The sequence below is a fragment of the Bacillus cereus group sp. BfR-BA-01381 genome, from assembly GCF_022663555.1.
GTDB lineage: Bacteria > Bacillota > Bacilli > Bacillales > Bacillaceae_G > Bacillus_A > Bacillus_A pacificus.
Window position 1 is genome coordinate 1 of record NZ_JAKUFR010000028.1, and the last position, 21,202, is coordinate 21,202.

Sequence of the window (21,202 nt, forward strand, 5' to 3'; positions counted from 1 at the left end):
GATCACGTCTACAACGACTGTCATCACAATCTCTGTGTCTGCATCTGCCGAACATTAAATCATCCCAAAATCTATCACAATCTCGAAAATTATTATTCCATCCCATAAATATGATTACCTCCTCTATAAATAGAATTCATTATATTCTATGAATAAAAGGGGAAATAGCTTGTTTACTAGCCTATGTTTTGTGTTTTAAACTAATAATATTCCTATTTATTCTTCAAATTGCTAGTCTACCTCCTTATCTTTCCTTAACAACAAACAAGACGCCCACCAGATCACAAGCAACGCCTACGATAATTGATATTGTTTTAATCATTATCATCATTCCTATCTCCTAAATGAAACTAAATCAATGGTTGTTATATTTATTCTTTTTCTTTATTGATTAACTGAGTAATTTCATATACACCGTTTATCAAATATTCCATATGTCTTCACCCCTTGAATAATTTTTAAATAAAAATACATACTATTTTCAAGCCGCCGTATCCACGGCTAATACTTCTTTCTTTTGTTACAGCAGAAGTAGATAGGTTCTTCACTTATCTGCTTTCTGTGTATATTTTTTTAAATATCGAAAATAATACCAACAAGCTGTTTGAACTAGCAGCTTCACTCTTCTCGCAATGGGAATGCAATTTATCACAATTAGCTAACTCATTCGACTCACTGGCAGACAACCAAAATCGTTGTCTGCTTTTTGTATGAGATTTTTTCGTTTTACATATACTACTTTTGAACCTGTAGACCAATACGAGCCATTTTGGTGCTTGGGATTTCCCTTCCTGGGGATAAGTATTTTTACTTATCCCTTTTTTGTATAGACACGTACATTTAGGGTAAAACTAATTACAAGCAGATTTTCTGTTTATTCGTAGTTTTAACCAAGAATACTTTTCTCCTACTAAAGGACGGCAGGTACGACTGCTAGTCCTCTTTTTCTTATATCGCATACTCTCCCTTCTGGTAGCTTCGAACCACGTTCCCCTCATCATTGTAGTAAGCAATTTCCCAATAAGGATGGCAATTATGCTTCTCAATTTCCCCATCGAATAAAACGAATAGATTAGTTTTCCAGTTTCCAACGATCGTACCCCACATGCCAGCTACGTTCACTCGCATACCCATGTATGCAAAATGTAGGTTGCGATAATTCTGCATTTTCTTAAACGCTTGTTCTGCGCTATACATTCGCTTGCTATCAAAAATCCTTCGTTCTCGCACGTTACAAACTTCATGAATTCAGCCATCGGCATTATTAGAAACTTTGTTCTGAATTTTTGCCAATACAGGAATCTTGCCTTTCCTTCATTTTCCGCTACCACATATTCTTCATTCGGCCATTGTTCGAAAATGGTAGTGAGTTTGAATTTATAAAGGACCACTAGCCTTTCACCTCCCCCTTAATGAGCAATCAAATTACGGAACAGTTTTTCATTTCTTGTGTCTAGTGCGTAATCGATGAGTTAGTATTTTATTGACTTGTCAATTTCATCGTGATCTTCCCCATCAATATACGTTTCAAGTGAACACTCATCATCTTCATTTGAGCTGTATAAAATCGGCAAATCATGACGATACCGCTAATCAATGATTTGATAGTAATAGGAGGATATTGATTTTGAAGGAAGAACTTTATCTATTAATCGTTCCCTCTCTCATATCACAAAAAAACTTCATAAACCTAAAACATCTATAGGAAATAGATTGCTGGGTTTGCCTGACATTACTTTAATGGCATTAAATGACCATCTGCAAAAAATTTCTGAGGAAAAAGAGCGATATGGTTGAAGGCTATAACAACTACGGTTTGGTTTGTCCGCCATATAACGGTAACCCATGTAATTTCAGAAGTTTGACATAGCTCATGAAAAAGCTTATAAAGAAAAGTGAGGTTCCTAATATTCGTTACTAGGATTTAAGGTGTACATCCAAAATCACAAATGAATGATCAGGACATAGAAGCAGTCGAAGATATTGCATAAAAATACTAGCATATCCGATTGACATTGAGAGGAGTCAAAAACATGAAAGAAATCAAATCAGAACAGGAATTCAAAGACATCATCGCAAGCGAGGAGCCAGTAGTTGTTAAGTTCTTTACTACATGGTGTCCAGATTGTGTACGTATGGACAACTTTATTGGAGATGTGATGGAAGAGTTCAATAAGTTTGAATGGTATTCTATTAATAAAGATGAGTTCCCAAGTATCGCTGAAGAGTATCAAGTAATGGGTATTCCAAGTTTACTTGTATATCAAAATGGCGAGAAGCTAGGCCACTTACATAGTGCTAATGCAAAAACTGAAGAGCAAGTTACTGAGTTTTTAGAAGCATACTAAGATGAAAACCCTCTGAAAAATATTTTCTAGAGGGTTTTTATTTTTTAAAAATCAGCTGTCAGAATTGAACATATTTGAACTCCCTTCTCCTCCCTTAAAAAATCGCGTTCATATCCTAACTTTGCACTTTACAACATATTTTTCCTTCACGAAACTTTGTTATCCCCTTCTTAAAAAGCTAAAAAAAGTCAACAATGTTTGTATAGACCCACACGACTTTCATTTGATACTCTAATTATAGAAAGAAATTCCTTGTAGAAAGGTGAGTGATTAAAATGGATACTCTTTCTCATAAAGAAGCTGATAAAGGTGCAATTGTCAGCATTATGGCCTACATATTTTTATCCTCTATGAAAATCATCATCAGTTATATTACCCTCTCTAGCGCATTACGTGCTGACGGTTTAAATAACTTAACGGATATCGGTGCTTCTTTAGCTATATTAATTGGTCTAAAAATCTCTCGGAAACCTCGTGATCCAGATCATCCTTATGGGCATTCGCGTGCAGAACAAATTGCATCACTTGTTGCTTCTTTTATTATGGCAACGGTCGGATTAGAAGTTGTTATTAGTGCCATTCAATCTTTTTTAAATCCGAAACAAGCTGCACCTAATGTACTTGCTGCATGGGTAGCTTTATTTTCTGCTGTCGTTATGTACTGTGTGTATTTATATACGAAAAAGATTGCAGCACGAACAAGAAGTAAATCATTAGAAGCAGCTGCAAAGGATAATTTATCAGATGCCCTCGTAAGTATTGGTACAGTAGTAGGTATTGTCGGTTCGCAGTTCCAAATGCCTATTTTAGATCCTATTGCTGCTTTAATTGTCGGTCTTATTATTTGTAAAACTGCATGGGAGATTTTCGTAGAAGCTTCTCATATGTTAACGGATGGAATCGATCCAGATAAGATGGAAGAATACGCTGATGCGATTGAACATATTGGTGGCGTAGAAAACATCGTAGATATTCGCGCTCGTATGTACGGGAATCAAACGTACGTTGATATTACAATCGAGGTAGATGCTCGTATGGATGTTGGAGAAAGTCACTGTATTACTGACAACATCGAGGCAATGCTTCGGAAAAAATTTGGCATTTATCATGCGCACATTCATGTTGAACCAATGGAAAAAGAACCTATTATGACATAGGTTCTTTTTTAATGAACGTTTTATGAAATATAACACATAAAACGAGCCAGCTACCGCCAGCTGCCCATCCTGCTAATATGTCAGATGGATAGTGAACGCCAAGATATATTCGGCTAACTGAAATAGATAATACAACAAAGCTCGCTATAAAAATAATCAACAATTTTTTATGCAACGTAATACGTTCTTCTGTAATCGTGACGTATGCAATAAATCCTAAAAAAGCAGTAGCATTCATCGTATGACCGCTCGGAAAACTATATCCAGTTGCAGTAACAAGCTGTGTTACATCAGGTCTTGCTCGCTCGTACCATAGTTTAAGCATACTGTTTAAATAACGAGATCCATAATAATTAATTGTTAGAAGTAATGCACTAAGCAACTTTTTTCTAACGAGAAAATACATTACAAGAATAATGAGTAACGGAAAATATATTCTTTTGGAACCGATAAACGACACCCAAGTAAAGTAGGCTGTCAAATAATCGTTTCGAAAACTTTGAATAAAATGTGCGACTATATTGTCAAATTTCTCAATACAAGCGGTATGATACGAAAGTGATAATACGACAAAACAAATGAGTAGCGTAAAACTTAACAAGTATAAATGTCGATATCGTTTCACATACATAACCTCACTATGCAAAAAAATGGAGCGGTTGTTTTAGTTTTCCTCTCCATTTCTTTTTTATGCATAGTTTATTAAAAAATATAATTGTTAATTATTTCTTTCATCGTTGGAATGTCTTCATTCGTTACTGTAAAGCGAATCACTTTCTCATCAAGATCAAGTGCTTCTGCAAATAAACCTGCTAATCCGCGAGATTTTCTGTCTACTTCCATAATAATCTCTAGGCGATCGTAAGCACTTGGTAAAATTAATAATTCTAGTTCATCTAATTTCCCATAATACTCTCCGGAAACAGGAACAAACTCAAATTCTTGTGCAAATGGAACTTGCTTACGTAATCGATACGGTAATTCTTCACATTCTATATGACGCGCTTTAAAACCTAATTGATTCACACTCTCTAACAGACTATTTAATAGCGCATTTGGCAACACTTGAATGTAATCACGATCACTTGGATCTATACTACGTTTAATATCAAGGCCTGTGTGAACCCACACTGTTTTCATTCCAAGAGTAAGCGGTGTTTCAAGCGGCATTTTAAATGAAAATGGAATTTCTCTTTTTTCATTCGGCTCAACAGAAAAAGGTTCTGTTAAACGAACTCGCTCTAAATCATATGTTGTTGTTACTTTTTTATCATCTACTTCTCGTACATACGATGTTGATAGCGTTAAGTAAATGCTTTCAATTTGTTGGCTAACGGAACCTCCAGTTATATGAACCTTTCCGTATATCTCTTCACCAACAATATACTCATCTTTTTCAAGAACTGTATCTACTTTTGCATTACCGATACCAACGCTTGCTAAAAACTTTTGAAACATGGATCCTCCATCCTTTCTAAAGCAAAAGCTACATCTTTTTTTAAATCTTGTACATTCTCATAGTACGGCGTTTTTATTTGTAACATACGCATCAACATTTCACGGTTGTAATTTTCCAATGTTAATTCGTCATACCATGGCTTTTCATGTTTTTCATTAGATTCATAGCCTGCATATAATAAAAATAATGAGAAATGACCAAGCGCATAAAAATCGCTACGAAAGTGAACTTCTCGCATCAAAGCTTGTTCACCCTCATAAGTTGTAGCTCGTTCATCCCCCTCACCTTTCAATTTCGCCAATCCAAAATCAATAATACTAATTTCGTTTTCTTTCATTAATATGTTTGGAATGCGTAAATCTCGGTGAATAATACCTTTACTATGAAAAACTGATACAATTTCTAATATTTCATATAAAATTTTAAAAACTTCACGTTCTGTATATACATGCCCATCCGAGAAAATATAATCCTCGAAATTTTTACCAGGCATATATTCCATCACAAAAAAGCTTTTTTTCTCCCATACGAAATGATCATATAAACTAGGAATTGCATGATGGTTTAATGTTTGTAAAATCATTTTCTCATGCTCAAATGATTTTCTACCAGACTCATATCTTTGTTTACTTTGTCTTAATTGTTTTAAGACTTTATATCTATTTATTTGTAAATCATTAACGACATATGTAACCCCATAACTTCCCATTCCAATTACTGATTCAATTTTATAACGTTCTGCGACAATTGTGTTTTTTCGTAGTGGTCTATCTAATAAAGCTAGTATACGACGCCATTTCATTAGCTACTTGAAAAGAAGCTACGGCTTTTACGTTTTCTTTTATAATGATGATGCCCATAACCAGATGAACGTCGTTTATAATCGCTACTTGAATAAGAGCGACCTCTATGGCGATAATCACTACTAGAATACGAACGATATTTTTTCTTTCCTAATAAAGAATCAATAATTTTTTTGAACATCCCTTCACCTCTTGAGTAAAATTTTCTTTTAATTATACCAACTATTGCTGGCTACATTTGTGACAAGTTTGTAAAGAGTAAAAAACGACGAGTTAGGCCCGTCGTTACTTTCACTCATCCTCTTCATCAAAAACTTCATCAATCATACATTTCTCTAATAAGTACTCGAATGTAATATCTGCAAGATCTTCAATTTCTTCTCGTTTTGGGACGTATCCTCTTTCAATTAGTTGCTCATAAAAAAACTCCGCAATCTCTTCCGTATCAATTACGACTTCAATTTCCTTCATGAGCATCACTCCTTTATTTCTGTTTTATGAAAAAATCTCAAAATTATGTATATGAGATTAGAAAAATAGTTTTTCTTTTTTTATAGGTCATATCCTTTGGACGAGGTGCATACGATGGTAGTACAAGCTATTAAAAGGGGGAAATAATTATGGAATATCAATACGAGGTAACGCAAGAAGTAGGGCAAACAAAAGAAGAGTTCATGCATGAAGATCAATGGGCAGACTCTCTTATTAAATGGCTTTTTATTTTTTTAATAGTTGTAGGCATACCTTATACTGCATATGTTGTTGTTCAATTCATTCTCTCTTTCTAGTTAACTATTTTTTCTCTGTCAATTTAACTAAATAATTATGAACAACATCCATAACAATTTTGTATTCTTCATCTTTAAATGTATCAAATAACAATTGGTAATCGTTATAAATATCAAGTAATCCATCAATGATTTCTTGACGATTTGTCTTAACACTCACTTTTTTTGAGTTGTTAATTGACTTTAATTTTCCTAAATCTAATTTATTCATACCTGCTTTATCTTGTTTCATTTTCTTCAAAATTGCATTTGCCGTTTGAGCATTAGCAAGTAACGTTAAATCTGACTCATCCGCTTCTAACCATTCACCATCCGTAATTCGTGATAGTTCATATATTGTATCTTCCCATGCGTCATTTTTATATCTCCATACTTCTGTACGAAAACCAACAATTCGAAACACATCTTTATCGTATCCTGTTACTTGCACGAGATCACCAAATGTGAAATTATAGTTTAATTCAATCCACTCAGTTTCACCTTTTTTCATATCTTGCTCTGTAACGTGCTGCAATGTTTGCTCTACGTAAAACCCATCGTGATTATTGACTTCGTATACGTAAACTCCATCTAAAACCTTCATATTTGTGATTTTACCAACGGTTCCATATAGCGTAATCACGACTATGTCCCCTACGTTATATTTAGGTTGCTTTTTCCTTGCCATCTATATCTCTCCTTTTTTTGACGTCGTGATTTTGATAACAGTATATGCAACCTACATCAAAACGCTTATCACAGAAGCGTATATTCATAAATTTTTTCAATAAAAAATATCACCATATGAAAATTTATTTACAACGTAAAAAAAGCTAGCAAATAGACTAGCTTCTCGTCAAAAAAAAGTTCTTATAGTTTTATCTATCTTGTATGTATAAATCCCACGCTTCATCAAATATAGACATACTTGCTAGCATTCCACTTAATTCTAAGTATGAACTAATTTCATCGTAATCTTCAGATTGCTTTGGAAAGCTTAAATCATCATACATTGCCTCTGCTAAATTCGATATTTCATTACTAAATAAAGCTGCACGATGCTTCATCATATAGTGGTAAAATGTCTTTTTCAAAAATATTCCCTACCTTTCTAACTTGGGTACATTATACAAGGCAAAAAAGAAAAAAACCAGCATAAAAGCTGGTTAAAAGTCGAAATAATTTCTTTTTAATAAGCGTGGTCTTCCCATTAATTCTTCATATGTTAGTTGTTTTGGTAAATCTTTCGTATAAATTAAAAACAATTGATCTTCTATTTCTTTCACTGTTTGATCTGATTGATAGTCCATACCACATGAGGAACAAGAAATACATGGTGTCTCTTGGATTTCAATGGCTTTCGTACCATCTGGTAATTCCCAAAATACAGTATTTAAGCTTTCTTTTGCTTCTGTACTGTCACACCACATACAATTCATACTGCATCACCCTCAGTTTTTTTGTCGTTTTCTTCTAATTTAGCCATTTGTGCTTGATATTTTTTATCTTTCAATTGGTCGCGCTTATCACGTTTATCTTTTAATGATGCATGCGTTTCATTATCTTCATAGTCTTTACGACGGTTCATACGCTGTAAATCGTCTGGAACAAGGTTAAATTTCTTATCGCTCATAAGACCCGCGATACCAACATCTGAACGTTTTTCTTCGTAGTTTGGATAGATTTCTTTAAAGTATCCTTCTGCTCTTCCTGGAATGTAGCTTTCTGGCTCTGGATACGTTGTAATAACACCTTCAAAGTTACGAAGTACAACTTTATCTGCACTTTGCGAGATTAAATAGTTTGGCTGAAGCGCAATTTTACCGCCTCCTCCTGGTGCATCAACAACGAATGTTGGTACTGCATAACCAGACGTATGTCCGCGTAAACCTTCGATAATTTCAAGACCTTTAGAAACTGGTGCACGGAAATGACCAATGCCTTCAGATAAGTCACATTGATAAATGTAGTATGGACGTACACGGATTTTCACTAAGTCATGCATAAGTTTTTTCATAATTGGAACGCTGTCGTTAATACCAGCTAAAATTACTGCTTGGTTTCCGACTGGAACACCAGCATTTGCTAACATTTCACATGCTTTTTTCGATTCTTCAGTAATTTCAATAGATGTATTGAAATGTGTATTTAACCATACTGGATGATATTTTTTAATAATGTTACATAAGTTTTCTGTAATACGTTGTGGGAATACTACCGGTGCTCTCGTTCCGATTCGAATAATCTCAACATGCGGAATCTCTCGTAAATTTTTTAATACATATTCTAAAATTTTATCGTTAATAAGAAGACCATCACCACCAGAGATTAATACATCTCGTACTTGTGGTGTTTCACGAATGTAAGCAATTGCATCATCTAATTGTTTCTTCGGCACACCCATTCCAATTTGTCCACTAAAACGACGACGTGTACAGTAACGACAATACATAGAACATTGATTCGTTACTAAGAATAATACACGGTCAGGATAACGATGTGTTAACCCTGGAACTGGTGAGTCTTCATCTTCATGAAGCGGATCTTCTAAATCATATTTTGTTTTATATAACTCTTCCGAAATCGGTACAGATTGCATCCGAATCGGACAGCGTGGGTCATCAGGATTCATTAACCAAGCATAGTACGGTGTAATATTTAACGGGATCGTTTTCGTTGAAATTTTAACGCCCTCTTCTTCATCAGGTGTTAAGTTAATCACTTTCTTTAAGTCATCTAACGTTTTGATCGTATTCGTTAATTGCCAAACCCAATCATTCCATTGCTCTTCAGTAACATCTTTCCATAATTCGATATCCTTCCAGTGACGATTTGGTTTGTATACATCATGTAACATTGCTATTCCCCCTTTTTATACGCTCACCCTTTATATAAGCAATAGTTATGCCAACTTTACTTCATTGATAAGTAAATGTACGGAGAACCCTATTATATAAGCGCAAAAAATATTTTTAAGCACTGTATGAAATTCATACATACTATCATATTCATTACTTTTTATATATGTAAACGCTCTTTTATTGGTGCAAACACACAAAAACCGCCAATTATTCGGCGGTTTTGTCGTACTTACTCAGTTTATATTGAAGCGTCTGACGAGGGATACCTAACATTTTTGCAGCTTGTAATATATTCCCTTCCGTTTCAATTAACGCTTGATCTATTAATTCTTTTTCCGTTTGATGAAGTGCTTCTCTAAGAGGCAATATGCCCTTCTTCTTTGGAAAACTCTCTTTCCGAAATGTACGCGGTAAACAATTAGCTGTTAATGTATTCCCTTCTGTAATAATGACAGCATGTTCAATCGTATGTTTTAACTCCCGAACATTTCCAGGCCATTGGTAAGCTTGTAGTCTTTCCTTCGCTTCCTTATCCATTTGAAGTACACCTTTTTTATAACTTTTATTATATTCTTTCAAAAAATAAGACGCTAACAATAATACATCCTCCGTTCTTTCACGGAGCGGCGGAATATATAATGAAAAGACATTTAATCGATAGTATAAATCAGTGCGAATTTTATTCTCTTTTAAACATATTTCTGGTGGCTGATTCATTGCGGTAATAACGCGAACATCTACTTTTCTCGTCTTATTATCACCAATACGACGAATAACACCATCTTCTAATACACGTAGCATTTTCGCTTGTAAATCGAGTGGCATTGAATTCAGTTCATCTAAAAACAATGTCCCTCCATCTACAAGTTCAAATAATCCTGCTCGTTCAGTTGCCCCCGTATAACTACCTTTCGTCGTTCCAAACAATAAACTTTCTAATAGAGACTCTGGCAAAGCAGCACAGTTTTGTGCAATAAACGGCTTGTTCTTCCGCTTAGAAGCTTCATGAATCGCTTGTACAAATAACTCTTTCCCTGTTCCTGTTTCCCCATATATTAAAACATTCGCATCAGTTGGTGCTACTTTTTGTGCTAATTCTTTCGTCTGTTTAAACCGAGCATCATTCGTCACTATCGTCTCAAATGCAACATCCTTTTTAATCGCTTTTTTTCTAGATGACCGCTTTATTTTCGACTGCAAATCGACTATTGTATCCGTAAGCTTTTGTACTGTCGAATAATCCTTTGCAATTTCAACAGCTCCAGCAATATTTCCATCTATGAAAATAGGTAGCGTCGTATTTACTGTACAAATGTCTTCTCCATTTAAATTTTGATAATGCTGCACTTGATGAACGATTGGTTTTTTTGTATCTAATACTTTCATCAACGTACTTGTTTCCCTAGATAAAGAAGGGAACGCTTCTAACAAATGTTTACCTAACACTTTTTCAATTTTTGATCCATCGTGTTTTGCAGCTACAGTATTATAGAAAATTGTAATACCATTTTCATCTACTGCGTGTATAGCCTCATCAATACTGCCCAAAATCGCTTCAATGACTTCTTGTGTCGAAACTGCTAGCAATGTCATCCCCCCTCTTGCCGAAAATCCAGCAAATACTATGCCGAATTTCCGGCATACCTATGTGCGATTATAAGCATGACGATTCCGTTCTATTTTTATAACGTACTATTTAGACAAATCTTTTACCCATATATTCATATCTTCCAGCTTATCAAAAATGTAGCAATTGTTCGCCAATCTTCCTGTATACGTATAGCCTAACTGATGAAAGGCTGCATTCATTCCGAAAGAAAGCGATCGAGCAATTGTATAAGAACAGAAAATCGATTTTTCTTGAAGTTCTTCTTCTAACTTAATTAATAAACTTTTCATAAACCCATGTTTACGATATTCGGGTAAGGTCGCACAATTCGTTAATTCTGCATTTCCTTCTTTTATATTCATTTCTGCAGACGCTGTACTAATTATTTTCCCCTCGAATTCATACACATAGTAAATTGTATCGTCTTCTTTCATCGTTTGTTTTACATAACTCGCTTCGTTTAAAGGAGTCGGATACACTTCAAATACTTTTCCAAAGACAGCTGCTAATTCTTCGGCGTCCTCTTCTGTCGCTTTTCTTAATAGAAATTTTTCCGGAACTATTTTTTCCTTTACTTCTTTTGCTTTTACACCGCTTAAAATGGTATCTTCCTCAGCCCAATGAATACTATTTCGTCTTTCATCATTATTAAATTTCACGAAGAAGTATGCATCGTGACCTTGAAAATAATGTGGTAATGTTGCTTCTAATAAAAAACCGAAAGAGAGCCATGTTGAAACATGCTCTCCCTTTCCTTTAACAATACATTTAGTGAAAGAATGTTTCTCTGCTAATTCGTCAATTGTTTGGATGATTCTCTCAATATTTCCTGTGTAGTGGTCTACTCGAATACGTTTATTAAAATAGTCCAAAACGCCTTCTACTGTATAGCCATTCGTCTGTTTTCTAAAAGATTCATAGTATTTCATTTTTTCACCTCACACCAATCTAGTAATGTACATGCAATAATTTTTGCGGCAGCTATCATTTTATCAACTTCTATATATTCGTTTGGATAATGCGCTACTTTCGTTTCTCCTGGGCCAAATACTATCGTTGGTACACCTGCGATTTGTGTAAATAAACCTCCATCAGTCCCCCACGGTGATGCTTCAATAATCGGTTTGTTCCCTTCAATTTCAACAAAGTTATGTTCAAGCTTTGTAATTAACTCATGATTTTCTTCTAGTTCACCAGGAACCCATCTTGCTCCAAACCATTCGACTTCTACAGGATTTTCAACAAACCAATTGTCCACATCATTTAATTCAGCGATCCAATTCTCGAACTCTTCTTTTGCTGCCTCTATAGTCTCATTCGGCGCAATACCGCATCTTCCTTCTAAAATTAACGAATCAGGAACAGAACTTGGCCAGCTACCGCCTTCAATTTTCCCAATATTAATTGGAATTGGAATCGGGATTCCTTTAAATAATGGATCTGTAATTCGCTCATTTCTCTTCTCTTCCAGCTTTCTCAAATGCTCTACAACAAACATACTTTTTTCAATTGCACTTACTCCTTCATAACGCGTCCCACCGTGTGCTGCTTTCCCTTTCACATGTAGACGAAACCACATGGATCCTTGTTGTTTCGGGAAAAACTTCATATTTGTTGGCTCTGGAATAATGACACCATCCGCTTTATATCCTCGTAATATAGTTGCTAATGTTCCTGCTCCGCCGCTTTCTTCTTCTATTACACTTTGAAAATAAATATCTCCTTTTAATTCAATACGAGATTCAATAATTGCTTCCATCGCAAGCATTAATGCGACATTGCCGCCCTTCATATCTGTTGTTCCACGACCATATATACGATTTCCTATTTTCTCACCACTATAAGGATGATGGTCCCACTGATTCACATCTCCTTCTGGTACGACATCAATATGCCCATTTAATATCATAGATTTCCCGTCACCACTTCCTTTAAGGGTTGCCACAATGTTCGGGCTATCTGAAAAACTTGTACGCGGTGATACAAAATAAGGATGATCTTTCATTTTAGAAAATGATGGCTCCCATATATCAAGATCTAAACCTAGCTCACGTAATTTTTCAATCACAATTGCCTGCGCACCACTTTCATCACCAGATACGCTCTTTTCTTGAATTAATCGTTTTAAAAATTTTACGCTTTCTTCTTCATGACTCTCAATATAATCACAAACTTGTTTTTTTAATTGCTCCATATATTACATCTCCCCTCATTCAATTACTAGTAAGTTAGAGCCAATTTTAAAATCCGCTTCTGTATGTTGTTTTATATCTTCCACTGTGTATGGGCTCATCAATTCTTGTAAAATAAGTCCATCCTGCGTTACTTCCATTACTGCCATATCCGTAATAATTAAATCCACACATTTTTTTGAAGTTAATGGTAATGTACACTCCGAAACAATTTTTGCATTTCCGTATTTATCGACATGATTCATCACAACAACGACCCGCTTCGCTTTTTGAGCTAAATCCATTGCTCCTCCAATACCTGGAACGCGTTTCCCTGGAACAATCCAGTTTGCTAAATCACCATTCTCACTTACTTGTAATGAACCAAGAATCGTTATATCTAGTAAACCTTTTCGAATCATCCCAAACGCTGTGCAACTATCAAAATAACTTGCTCCTGTAATAAGAGAAGTTGGCAAACCTGCTGCGTTACATAAATTTTCGTCCTCATTTCCTTTACTTGGCGTAGGTCCCATACCTACAATTCCATTTTCTGCATGAAACATAACGTTTATATCGTCAGGCAAATGATTCGGTACAAGTGATGGTATACCAATTCCCAAATTTACAATCATACCATTTTGTATTTCTTTCGCTGCACGTCTAGCAATCTTATCTCTCACTTCTACGCCCATACCCATTTCCAATTCACTCCTTCCGACGGTACGATATAATTTACAAATACTCCTGGGACAACAATTTCTTCTGGATCTAAACTTCCAAGTGGAACAATTTCTTCTGCTTCTACAATCGTTATATCCCCGGCCATAGCTACGTGAGGGTTCATGTTACGAGCGCTCTTATCAAACACAAGGTTACCGAACGGATCCGCCTTTTTCGCGTATACAATCGCAACCTCAGCAGTTAATGCTGTTTCAACTAAATATGTTTTACCATTCATTTCAACAGTACGTTTTCCCTCTTCTACAACCGTATCAACACCTACATCAACTAATACGCCACCAAGTCCTACACCACCAGCGCGAATACGCTCTGCTAATGTTCCTTGAGGAGAAAACTCAATTTGTAACCTTCCTTCGTTTAGTTGTCTTCCTGCATTTGGATTTGATCCAATATGAGAAGTAATTAATGATTTTACTCTTTCATTCGTAACGAGACGACCGATTCCTACATCAGGAAATCCTGTATCATTTCCAATTAAATTTAAATTTGTAACTCCTTGTTCTAAAATCGCCTGTATTAAAGATGGAGGGGATCCAATCCCCCCAAATCCCCCAAACATTAATGTCATATCATCGTGGAATAAAGAAATTACTTCCTCTATCTCTTTTAATTTACTGAATGTATTCGTAATAGTTGTCATGCGATACTATGCCCTCCTTTTTGCATCATTTCTTCAACACTTTTTGCAAAAATTGAAAGTAATTCATCTAACTCGGAATATGTAGTTGTCATTGGCGGTGCTACAAGCAGTGCACTATCTTCTTTTCCTGCTTGCCCTGAAACAGCTTGGTATAAAAGAAGACCATTTTTAGCTGCAACCGAAATAAGTTCCGACGCTTTTGTAAACGGTTGCAATTCTACACCAATCAGCAACCCTTTTCCGCGCACATCAGCAATGATTGTCGATTGTTGCTGAACTTTCTGTAATCCTTTTATTAAATACTCTCCCTTTTCCGCTGTTTTTTCAGGTAGATTATGTTTCTCCATATATTCAATAACAGCTAGAGCTGTTGCTGCAGATAATGGATTTGCACTTAACGTATGCCCACTCATAACAGAACGCGACCCTCGTAAAATCGGCTCCATAACACGGTCACTTACAACCGTGGCTGCCATCGGTGTGTATCCAGCTCCTAAACCTTTACCAAGGGTCATAATATCTGGTTCTACACCCCAATGCTCCATCGCGAACCATGCGCCAGTACGACCAAGCCCAGTCATTACTTCATCAGCAATAAATAAAATATCGTAATGACTACAAATGTCTTTAATAACTTTATAATATTCTTTCGGCGGAACGACTGCACCTCCAGCTGCTCCAATAATCGGTTCAGCAATAAAAGCTGCAATATGTTCTGCTCCAATTCTTTCAATTGATCTTTCTAGTTCAGTCGCACAAGCAAGCTGACAAGTTGGATATACCTTTTGCACTGGACATCTAAAACAATATGGAGCTGGAATAGTTGGATAATCTTCTAAAATTGACACGAAACGTTGTCTACGCAGTGGATGCCCAGACATTGATAAGGCGCCCATCGTAATACCGTGATAACTCATCCATCGTGACAAAATTTTATGTTTCCCTTGAATACCTCGCTCTTGAAAATGTTGAATTGCAATTTTCATAGCTGTTTCATTTGCTTCCGTACCACTATTTACAAAAAAGCTCCAGTTCAAATCTCCTACACTTAAATCGCTTAATTTCTTAGCTAATTTTTCAGCTGGTTCACTCGTAAACTGTGATCTATAAACGAAAGCAATCTCCTCTGCTTGCTTTTTGATTACATCCGCAATCTCCTTTACGCCATGCCCAATACCTGCCGTAATTGCTCCTGACGAGCCATCAAAATATTTATTTCCGTTTTGATCATACAAATACACACCTTTTCCATGTGAAATCATTGGATACGGCTGACCAACAAGTGGTTTAATTAAGTAATCGCGCATAGCGCTCCCCCATTTCTCCAATTTGTATATATATATGAAGAAAATTGACGTTTCTTTCATAAAAAAGAACCCTCTGCGAAAGCAGTGAATTTATCAAAAAACTATTATAAAATATACAAATGAGTGCTAAATATCAATTTAAAAACAGAAAATTCAGAACTTAAATTAAAGACCAACCCTTATCTATACGCTCAAATAACCCTCCCTTATATAAAATTAACGCTTCACTAAATATTTTTCCAACATAATGTCAGCTTCTCTCAAATGCCGACATTGTGTAAACTTCGACGAAACTCCCTTTAAACTCCTTCCTGTTCTCCTACTTTATATTGCATATTTTTAAACAAATCTCGACAATTAATCCTACTAAATGCATAGCAATTATTTTTGTAGAACCCAATATTTCACATGCATTCTCCTCCATTTATACAATAAAGTGAAACTTTAATCAGTGGGGGTTTTCTTCATCCCCCACTGATTATCAGCCCTCACCAATCGGACTTTTATGGGCAGTTGCCCCCCCACCTAACTTCTTTGTTTTCGCTGAATCTTGAGATGGGGGTCTTACTGCCCATTAAAGTCGGATAAAAAAAGAACCGATTAACCACATTAATCAGTTCGGCACGACGCTCTTTTATCAGTTAATACCGTCACTTGCTAACGTAAATAGAAACAATAGTATTACAAAATCACAATTCATCCTACAGTATAAAGCACAAAACCGCCCATAACTCCATTCACAATTCCTTGCGGGATATCCCCATCCCAAGGTTTCATTCCTTTCCTTAATTTCAAACTACCTTTCCTTTATAATTTATGTAGGACAATTATTACTTTGTATGTGTATTTGCCCATAATTAAAAAAATCCCTAGTTTCCTAAGGGTTTCAGGACATGGTTTCGACATGTCACGTGTTATGCCCTCAAATTTTTCATTTCGAAATATACACTTCATCACCCAATATGGATGATATATCTTTGTATCCTCTAGAAAATTATAACTCTCGTTCACCTAAACTTAACTTATCCTTAAAAAATACTTATTATTAATTTCAACCTTTCTCCTTTAAAAAACAATTTTTTCGCATAACCTCATTCTTGCTAAGCATATAGTTTTAATGATGACAAAGGAGGAATGTTCATGTCTCAATCTGAAATCGAAAAATATGGACAAGAAGCTGCACGTTACGAACAGCTCGCTCGTTACTATCAATTTCATAATCCAAAAAAATATGTAGAACTATATATGAAATATTATGATGCGCTTACGAATCTTGTACAGGCATACGAAAAAAGAGATTCACAAGAAGCTGCTTTACCATCGCACATAAGATTTTTTCATTCAGCTTCAAATACACCTGCCGTTGACATTTTAGTAAATGGGCAAAAGGTAATTAAAAATATTTCATTTAAACAATTTAGTCCCTATTTAACATTAGTACAAGGTAAGTACCGAATAGATATTGTTCCTGTCGGAAATGAAACGCCCATCTTTTCAGCTTTAGTACCAATAATGGGAAATCACACTTATACTTTTGCTGCAATAAATAGTGATAATCATCTACAATTACAACCTATGCTTGATAATACTCATTTACCAGCAGGCCAGGCAAAAATACGCTTTGCGCACTTTTCTCCCGATACCTCTGTTGTAAATGTAAGTTTAAAAGGTGGCGATCATTTATTTGAAAATGTACTCTTTAAACAAATAACAGATTTTTTAGAAGTTAGCCCTGGTACAGCGGATATAGAAGTTTCACTCGCAGATAATCAAAGTGTCTTGCTAACTATACCGGATTTCAAAGTCGAACCGAACATTATTTATACAATTTCAATTTTAGGTTATTCAACGAAAGATCCTAAATTAGAAGCCGTTATACTTACGAATTAAAACAGTCTACACCATTGATTTGGTGTAGACTGTTTATTTTTGAAATGCAATTTGAAATTCTGTCCAATCATTATCTGAACGACACATGATGGACCCATTATGTTTTTCTACAATTTGTTTACATACAAATAACCCAATACCAGTTCCTAACTTTTTAGTAGTTACAAATGGTTCAAAAATCGTTTCTACATTTTCAGCTGGAATCATTGGCCCGTTATTTTTTATTACAATTCGAATCGATTGATCTTCTTCAAATACATCAATGATAATTTTTCGTTCTTCTTTCATTGATTCAAGAGCGTCAATTGAGTTCATTAATATATTTAAAAATACTTGTCTCACTTCACTCCGATAACCAGTAAGCGGAATTGGATATGGCAAATTCTTTTCAATAGAAACATTTGCATTGACCAAACTTGGATATAAGAACTGTATAATGTCTTGAAACAAATCATTTAGCCAAAACCGTTCAGATTCAGTCCACATTTCTTTTTTCGATACGAGTAAAAATTGCGAAATGCGAAAATTTAATTGGTCTAATTCATGAGAAATAATATCTAAATACGATAAACTAGGATGGTCTGCCTTTAATAATTTGACAAACCCCATAATGGAAGTAAGCGGATTACGAAATTCATGTACAAAACTAGCTGACATTTGCCCTAAAATCGTCAGCCTTTCTTTATGTGTTTCGTTAATATATTGCTGTTTCTCCTCTAAATTTCTTGATATAATTTCCGAGTATTTTAAAACAGTGTAATAAATTAATTTGTCAAAACAAGTATGTATTTGGGCCATAATTGGTTTCAATTCACGTGCACTAACATCTAATTCACACATCGCTTCGAAAAGCTCATTTCTTCCCACATTTGCATTATAAACAAAATCACCTATATTCGCATCTGCTCCTGCACGTTCAATAGCAATTTTCTCGCATAATGGCTGAAGATAATTTATATCTTTTTCTTCCATAGTAAGTTCAATAATAAACTCTAATAAATCCTCTCCATTTTGAACTGCTTCTAGTCTAAATGGATCTTTATCGGAAATTATCATTTTGTTTTTCCAGTTCTCAACGAATTGGTGCCTGTTGTTTTTCAAGTGCGAACAAAATACTTCTTTAATATCCTTATCGATTGGAAAAACCTCCATTCCTCCATTTCCATGCGACGAACACCCTTTATATTTTGAATATTAACACAAAAAACATGATTCGTTAATAGATTATTGTCACATTTTGTTAATATGTGTTGATAAAATTTTTATAACTTTATTAATTGTTTAGATTGTTACATTCCATTTTCCTTCCTTTCATTCAAATTTTTTATATTCGATGCGACTTTTTTTGCATCCTGCTTCATTCTTTCGTACAATAGAAAAGGAAAGGTGTGAAAAATATGGTAAATAAAAATGTGGAAGATTATCTCCAAGAAGGCATTTACGGCCAAAAGCAGAACAAACCAGAAGAACGTAATATGTATTTAACTACATTACGTGAGCGTGTAGAAATCGCTTTAACTATCGGTCAAGTAATGCAAAGTAATGTATATTCTGAAGTAGCTAGTAGTATGCGCTCTTCTCAATCATTACAAATATTCCTAAATGGTGGCATTGCTTACCCACATTTATCAAAATACATTAAATTAGCGAATGAAAAAAATGTTCCTTTTACAATTGTTCAAAATAAAGGTATAGAAACACCAATCGGTTTAGTATTATCTCATAGCACTGCTGTCGACAAAGAACAAATTTATGTAGAAGATGCTATTTTCAAACAAGAAATGAAGTAAAAGGTACACTTGATTAAATGAAATCATTCTAAGAAACGTCAAATAAACAAAAAAACGAGTATGGAATCGTAAACATTTCCTGCTCGTTTTTTTGCGATGTTTAAGTTCTAGTTACTTTATTTTTTAATACACACTAATTTCATTTCTGTCATTTCTTCGATTGCATATTTAATTCCTTCACGCCCCGTACCACTTTCTTTCACACCACCGTAAGGCATATGGTCTACTCTGAACGTTGGAATATCATTTATCATGACACCACCAACTTCTAATTCATCAATTGCACGCATTGCTTTAAACAAATTATTTGTAAATACGCCTGCTTGTAGACCATAACGTGAATGATTTACTTGCTCTATGGCCTCATCAAATTCTTTAAATGTATTTACTGTCATAAGTGGACCGAATACTTCTTGGCACTGTACAGATACATGCTCTGGAACATTCGTTAATACGGTTGGTTCAAAAATCCTTTCATCACGTTTGTTACCACCATACAAAACGCTCGCTCCTTCTTGAACTGCTTCTTGCACCCAGTTATCGATACGCTCGACATCTTTTTTCGAAATTAAAGCTGATACATCCGTTTCCTCAAGCAACGGATCACCAACAACAACTGTTTCCATCGCTTTCTGTAACTTAGATAAAAATTCATCCATTCTCTCTTCATGTACAAAAACACGTTGTACCGAAATACAAACTTGTCCATTATTAACAAATGCTCCCCATTTTACTCGTTCAATTAATTCATCTGTTAATTCAACATCTTCATCAATAATAACAGCAGCATTCGATCCTAGTTCTAACGTAACTCGCTTTAACCCAGCCTTTGCCTTAATTCCAAGTCCAACTTTCGGACTTCCCGTAAAAGTAATGGAAGCAACATCATCATTTGTAACTATTGCTTCTCCTACAGTTGAACCAGGACCAGAAATAATATTTAAAGCCCCTTTTGGCAATCCTGCTTCTTCAAATAGTTCAACTAATGCATAAGATGATAGAGGCGTTTGATCAGCTGGTTTTAATACAACTGTATTTCCAGCAGCAATTGCAGGGCCCACTTTATGTGCCACTAAATTTAATGGAAAATTAAATGGTGTAATAGCTCCTATAACCCCAATCGGTTTTCGTATTGTGTATGCAATGCGCCCATCTGCACCAGGTGCTGCATCAAGTGGCAGTGTCTCACCGTATATACGCTTCGCTTCTTCAGCTGCAAATTTGTATGTCTGAACGGTACGATCTACTTCTCCCCTTGCAGCACGTATTGGTTTTGCAGCCTCTTTTGCAATAATCTCTGCAAATTCTTCTCTTCTTTCATTCATTTTTTGTGCGACTTTCTCTAAAATAGTCGCACGATCATATGCAGATAATCTATTCATTTCTTTCATTGCATTCTTTGCAGCAATAACAGCCTCTTTTACATCTTCTTCCGTTCCTTGCGCGATTTCCGCTAATGTTTCTTCAGAGTATGGTGCATATAATGGTTTATACGTATTTACAGACTTCCAATCTCCATTTATGTATAAATGCTTTTTCATAATTCTTCCCCTTTCAAATATATGTATACAACAATACTTCACCTAGTGAAAGGTATGACTTATGTCATTGTAACATAGCCCTTATTCTGCAAAAAACATTATGCTCAAAAAAACT

Annotated in this window: 23 protein-coding genes and 2 pseudogenes; 6 read left to right on the top strand and 19 right to left on the bottom strand. The window is 35.2% G+C overall.

Annotated elements, in window-relative coordinates; genetic code table 11:
- Positions 1–948 precede the first annotated feature (948 nt).
- Together MR079_RS12010 and MR079_RS29225 are read right to left on the bottom strand one after the other, a co-directional pair.
- A complete protein-coding gene (locus MR079_RS12010) occupies positions 949–1,230 on the bottom strand; it encodes a hypothetical protein (RefSeq protein WP_240795799.1) in 282 nt (93 codons plus the stop codon).
- 179 nt (positions 1,231–1,409) lie between these two features.
- Positions 1,410–1,613 (bottom strand): annotated as a pseudogene (locus tag MR079_RS29225) (YpiB family protein); the annotation flags it as partial.
- Between the two features lie 55 nt (positions 1,614–1,668).
- Between MR079_RS29225 and MR079_RS29450 the strand changes: the two are divergent.
- The 3 genes and pseudogenes from MR079_RS29450 to MR079_RS12020 all read left to right on the top strand — a co-directional run.
- Positions 1,669–1,867, top strand: a pseudogene (locus tag MR079_RS29450) (site-specific integrase); the annotation flags it as partial.
- A gap of 166 nt (positions 1,868–2,033) precedes the next feature.
- Positions 2,034–2,348 (top strand): thioredoxin family protein, encoded by a 315-nt coding sequence (locus MR079_RS12015; RefSeq protein WP_000658777.1) that lies wholly within the window; start codon positions 2,034–2,036, stop codon positions 2,346–2,348.
- A 275-nt stretch (positions 2,349–2,623) separates the two neighbouring features.
- Positions 2,624–3,505: a cation diffusion facilitator family transporter gene (locus MR079_RS12020; protein WP_000380386.1), complete on the top strand. Its 882-nt coding sequence runs from the start codon at positions 2,624–2,626 to the stop codon at positions 3,503–3,505.
- Here MR079_RS12020 and MR079_RS12025 read toward each other — a convergent pair.
- The 5 genes from MR079_RS12025 to MR079_RS12045 form a co-directional block, all read right to left on the bottom strand.
- The gene (locus MR079_RS12025) at positions 3,495–4,130 is read right to left on the bottom strand and encodes a phosphatase PAP2 family protein (protein WP_000833365.1); all 636 of its coding nucleotides are present in this window, start codon (positions 4,128–4,130) and stop codon (positions 3,495–3,497) included. The two genes, MR079_RS12020 and MR079_RS12025, sit on opposite strands and share 11 nt — an antisense overlap.
- Positions 4,131–4,207: 77 nt before the next feature.
- Positions 4,208–4,963, bottom strand: a complete 756-nt coding sequence (locus MR079_RS12030) for a sporulation protein (protein WP_139867277.1) — start codon at positions 4,961–4,963, stop codon at positions 4,208–4,210.
- A complete protein-coding gene (locus MR079_RS12035; protein ID WP_000872048.1) occupies positions 4,945–5,766 on the bottom strand; it encodes a serine/threonine protein kinase in 822 nt (273 codons plus the stop codon). The genes MR079_RS12030 and MR079_RS12035 overlap by 19 nt, the downstream gene beginning before the upstream one ends.
- Positions 5,766–5,948, bottom strand: coding sequence for a hypothetical protein (locus tag MR079_RS12040; protein WP_000473370.1), 183 nt, complete (start codon positions 5,946–5,948; stop codon positions 5,766–5,768). Before MR079_RS12040 ends, MR079_RS12035 begins: the two co-directional genes overlap by 1 nt.
- Before the next feature lie 110 nt (positions 5,949–6,058).
- Entirely contained in the window at positions 6,059–6,238 is a 180-nt protein-coding gene (locus MR079_RS12045; RefSeq protein WP_000658451.1) for a YozD family protein, read from the bottom strand.
- Between the two features lie 149 nt (positions 6,239–6,387).
- Here MR079_RS12045 and MR079_RS12050 point away from each other — a divergent pair, with 149 nt between their 5' ends.
- Positions 6,388–6,555: a DUF3930 family protein gene (locus tag MR079_RS12050; protein ID WP_011040294.1), complete on the top strand. Its 168-nt coding sequence runs from the start codon at positions 6,388–6,390 to the stop codon at positions 6,553–6,555.
- 4 nt (positions 6,556–6,559) lie between these two features.
- On the opposite strand, the gene MR079_RS12055 is transcribed toward MR079_RS12050, so the two are convergent.
- From MR079_RS12055 to MR079_RS12100, 10 genes are all read right to left on the bottom strand, one after another.
- The gene (locus tag MR079_RS12055; RefSeq protein WP_000101501.1) at positions 6,560–7,222 is read right to left on the bottom strand and encodes a hypothetical protein; all 663 of its coding nucleotides are present in this window, start codon (positions 7,220–7,222) and stop codon (positions 6,560–6,562) included.
- Positions 7,223–7,412: 190 nt separating this feature from the next.
- A complete protein-coding gene (locus MR079_RS12060; RefSeq protein ID WP_001972299.1) occupies positions 7,413–7,628 on the bottom strand; it encodes a YozE family protein in 216 nt (71 codons plus the stop codon).
- A 72-nt stretch (positions 7,629–7,700) separates the two neighbouring features.
- On the bottom strand, positions 7,701–7,973 hold the full coding sequence (locus MR079_RS12065) for a YokU family protein (protein WP_001972298.1): 273 nt from the start codon (positions 7,971–7,973) through the stop codon (positions 7,701–7,703).
- The gene (kamA, locus tag MR079_RS12070; protein ID WP_001972296.1) at positions 7,970–9,391 is read right to left on the bottom strand and encodes a lysine 2,3-aminomutase; all 1,422 of its coding nucleotides are present in this window, start codon (positions 9,389–9,391) and stop codon (positions 7,970–7,972) included. The genes MR079_RS12065 and kamA overlap by 4 nt, the downstream gene beginning before the upstream one ends.
- Before the next feature lie 211 nt (positions 9,392–9,602).
- On the bottom strand, positions 9,603–10,988 hold the full coding sequence (rocR, locus tag MR079_RS12075; protein WP_139867279.1) for an arginine utilization transcriptional regulator RocR: 1,386 nt from the start codon (positions 10,986–10,988) through the stop codon (positions 9,603–9,605).
- 99 nt (positions 10,989–11,087) lie between these two features.
- Positions 11,088–11,933 (bottom strand): putative beta-lysine N-acetyltransferase, encoded by an 846-nt coding sequence (gene ablB / locus MR079_RS12080; protein WP_139867281.1) that lies wholly within the window; start codon positions 11,931–11,933, stop codon positions 11,088–11,090.
- Positions 11,930–13,198 (bottom strand): peptidase, encoded by a 1,269-nt coding sequence (locus MR079_RS12085; protein ID WP_139867283.1) that lies wholly within the window; start codon positions 13,196–13,198, stop codon positions 11,930–11,932. Before MR079_RS12085 ends, ablB begins: the two co-directional genes overlap by 4 nt.
- Before the next feature lie 15 nt (positions 13,199–13,213).
- Positions 13,214–13,876 carry a CoA transferase subunit B gene (locus tag MR079_RS12090; RefSeq protein ID WP_000525280.1) on the bottom strand — a complete coding sequence of 221 codons (663 nt, stop codon included), beginning with the start codon at positions 13,874–13,876 and terminating at the stop codon, positions 13,214–13,216.
- Positions 13,861–14,559, bottom strand: coding sequence for an acetate CoA-transferase subunit alpha (gene atoD / locus MR079_RS12095; RefSeq protein ID WP_139867285.1), 699 nt, complete (start codon positions 14,557–14,559; stop codon positions 13,861–13,863). The genes MR079_RS12090 and atoD overlap by 16 nt, the downstream gene beginning before the upstream one ends.
- Entirely contained in the window at positions 14,556–15,866 is a 1,311-nt protein-coding gene (locus MR079_RS12100) for an aspartate aminotransferase family protein (protein ID WP_001205894.1), read from the bottom strand. The genes atoD and MR079_RS12100 overlap by 4 nt, the downstream gene beginning before the upstream one ends.
- Positions 15,867–17,006: 1,140 nt before the next feature.
- Between MR079_RS12100 and MR079_RS12105 the strand changes: the two genes are divergently transcribed.
- Positions 17,007–17,756: a DUF4397 domain-containing protein gene (locus MR079_RS12105; protein ID WP_139867287.1), complete on the top strand. Its 750-nt coding sequence runs from the start codon at positions 17,007–17,009 to the stop codon at positions 17,754–17,756.
- A 33-nt stretch (positions 17,757–17,789) separates the two neighbouring features.
- Here the strand turns inward: MR079_RS12105 and MR079_RS12110 are convergent, their stop codons facing one another.
- The gene (locus MR079_RS12110) at positions 17,790–18,908 is read right to left on the bottom strand and encodes a BA2291 family sporulation histidine kinase (RefSeq protein WP_000451748.1); all 1,119 of its coding nucleotides are present in this window, start codon (positions 18,906–18,908) and stop codon (positions 17,790–17,792) included.
- Positions 18,909–19,153: 245 nt separating this feature from the next.
- Here MR079_RS12110 and MR079_RS12115 point away from each other — a divergent pair, with 245 nt between their 5' ends.
- Positions 19,154–19,546, top strand: a complete 393-nt coding sequence (locus MR079_RS12115; protein ID WP_000247570.1) for a YueI family protein — start codon at positions 19,154–19,156, stop codon at positions 19,544–19,546.
- Positions 19,547–19,662: 116 nt separating this feature from the next.
- On the opposite strand, the gene MR079_RS12120 is transcribed toward MR079_RS12115, so the two are convergent.
- A complete protein-coding gene (locus MR079_RS12120) occupies positions 19,663–21,087 on the bottom strand; it encodes an aldehyde dehydrogenase family protein (protein WP_242294018.1) in 1,425 nt (474 codons plus the stop codon).
- Positions 21,088–21,202: the final 115 nt, after the last annotated feature.

Bases quoted from the DNA above. Each gene is read 5' to 3' on its own strand.
- MR079_RS12015 (WP_000658777.1), top strand. From the start codon at position 2,034: ATGAAAGAAATCAAATCAGAACAGGAATTCAAAGACATCATCGCAAGC.
- MR079_RS12020 (WP_000380386.1), top strand. From the start codon at position 2,624: ATGGATACTCTTTCTCATAAAGAAGCTGATAAAGGTGCAATTGTCAGC.
- MR079_RS12030 (WP_139867277.1), bottom strand. From the start codon at position 4,963: ATGTTTCAAAAGTTTTTAGCAAGCGTTGGTATCGGTAATGCAAAAGTA.
- MR079_RS12035 (WP_000872048.1), bottom strand. From the start codon at position 5,766: ATGAAATGGCGTCGTATACTAGCTTTATTAGATAGACCACTACGAAAA.
- MR079_RS12040 (WP_000473370.1), bottom strand. From the start codon at position 5,948: ATGTTCAAAAAAATTATTGATTCTTTATTAGGAAAGAAAAAATATCGT.
- MR079_RS12045 (WP_000658451.1), bottom strand. From the start codon at position 6,238: ATGAAGGAAATTGAAGTCGTAATTGATACGGAAGAGATTGCGGAGTTT.
- MR079_RS12050 (WP_011040294.1), top strand. From the start codon at position 6,388: ATGGAATATCAATACGAGGTAACGCAAGAAGTAGGGCAAACAAAAGAA.
- MR079_RS12055 (WP_000101501.1), bottom strand. From the start codon at position 7,222: ATGGCAAGGAAAAAGCAACCTAAATATAACGTAGGGGACATAGTCGTG.
- MR079_RS12065 (WP_001972298.1), bottom strand. From the start codon at position 7,973: ATGAATTGTATGTGGTGTGACAGTACAGAAGCAAAAGAAAGCTTAAAT.
- kamA (WP_001972296.1), bottom strand. From the start codon at position 9,391: ATGTTACATGATGTATACAAACCAAATCGTCACTGGAAGGATATCGAA.
- rocR (WP_139867279.1), bottom strand. From the start codon at position 10,988: ATGACATTGCTAGCAGTTTCGACACAAGAAGTCATTGAAGCGATTTTG.
- ablB (WP_139867281.1), bottom strand. From the start codon at position 11,933: ATGAAATACTATGAATCTTTTAGAAAACAGACGAATGGCTATACAGTA.
- MR079_RS12085 (WP_139867283.1), bottom strand. From the start codon at position 13,198: ATGGAGCAATTAAAAAAACAAGTTTGTGATTATATTGAGAGTCATGAA.
- MR079_RS12090 (WP_000525280.1), bottom strand. From the start codon at position 13,876: ATGGGTATGGGCGTAGAAGTGAGAGATAAGATTGCTAGACGTGCAGCG.
- atoD (WP_139867285.1), bottom strand. From the start codon at position 14,559: ATGACAACTATTACGAATACATTCAGTAAATTAAAAGAGATAGAGGAA.
- MR079_RS12100 (WP_001205894.1), bottom strand. From the start codon at position 15,866: ATGCGCGATTACTTAATTAAACCACTTGTTGGTCAGCCGTATCCAATG.
- MR079_RS12105 (WP_139867287.1), top strand. From the start codon at position 17,007: ATGTCTCAATCTGAAATCGAAAAATATGGACAAGAAGCTGCACGTTAC.
- MR079_RS12110 (WP_000451748.1), bottom strand. From the start codon at position 18,908: ATGGAGGTTTTTCCAATCGATAAGGATATTAAAGAAGTATTTTGTTCG.
- MR079_RS12115 (WP_000247570.1), top strand. From the start codon at position 19,154: ATGGTAAATAAAAATGTGGAAGATTATCTCCAAGAAGGCATTTACGGC.
- MR079_RS12120 (WP_242294018.1), bottom strand. From the start codon at position 21,087: ATGAAAAAGCATTTATACATAAATGGAGATTGGAAGTCTGTAAATACG.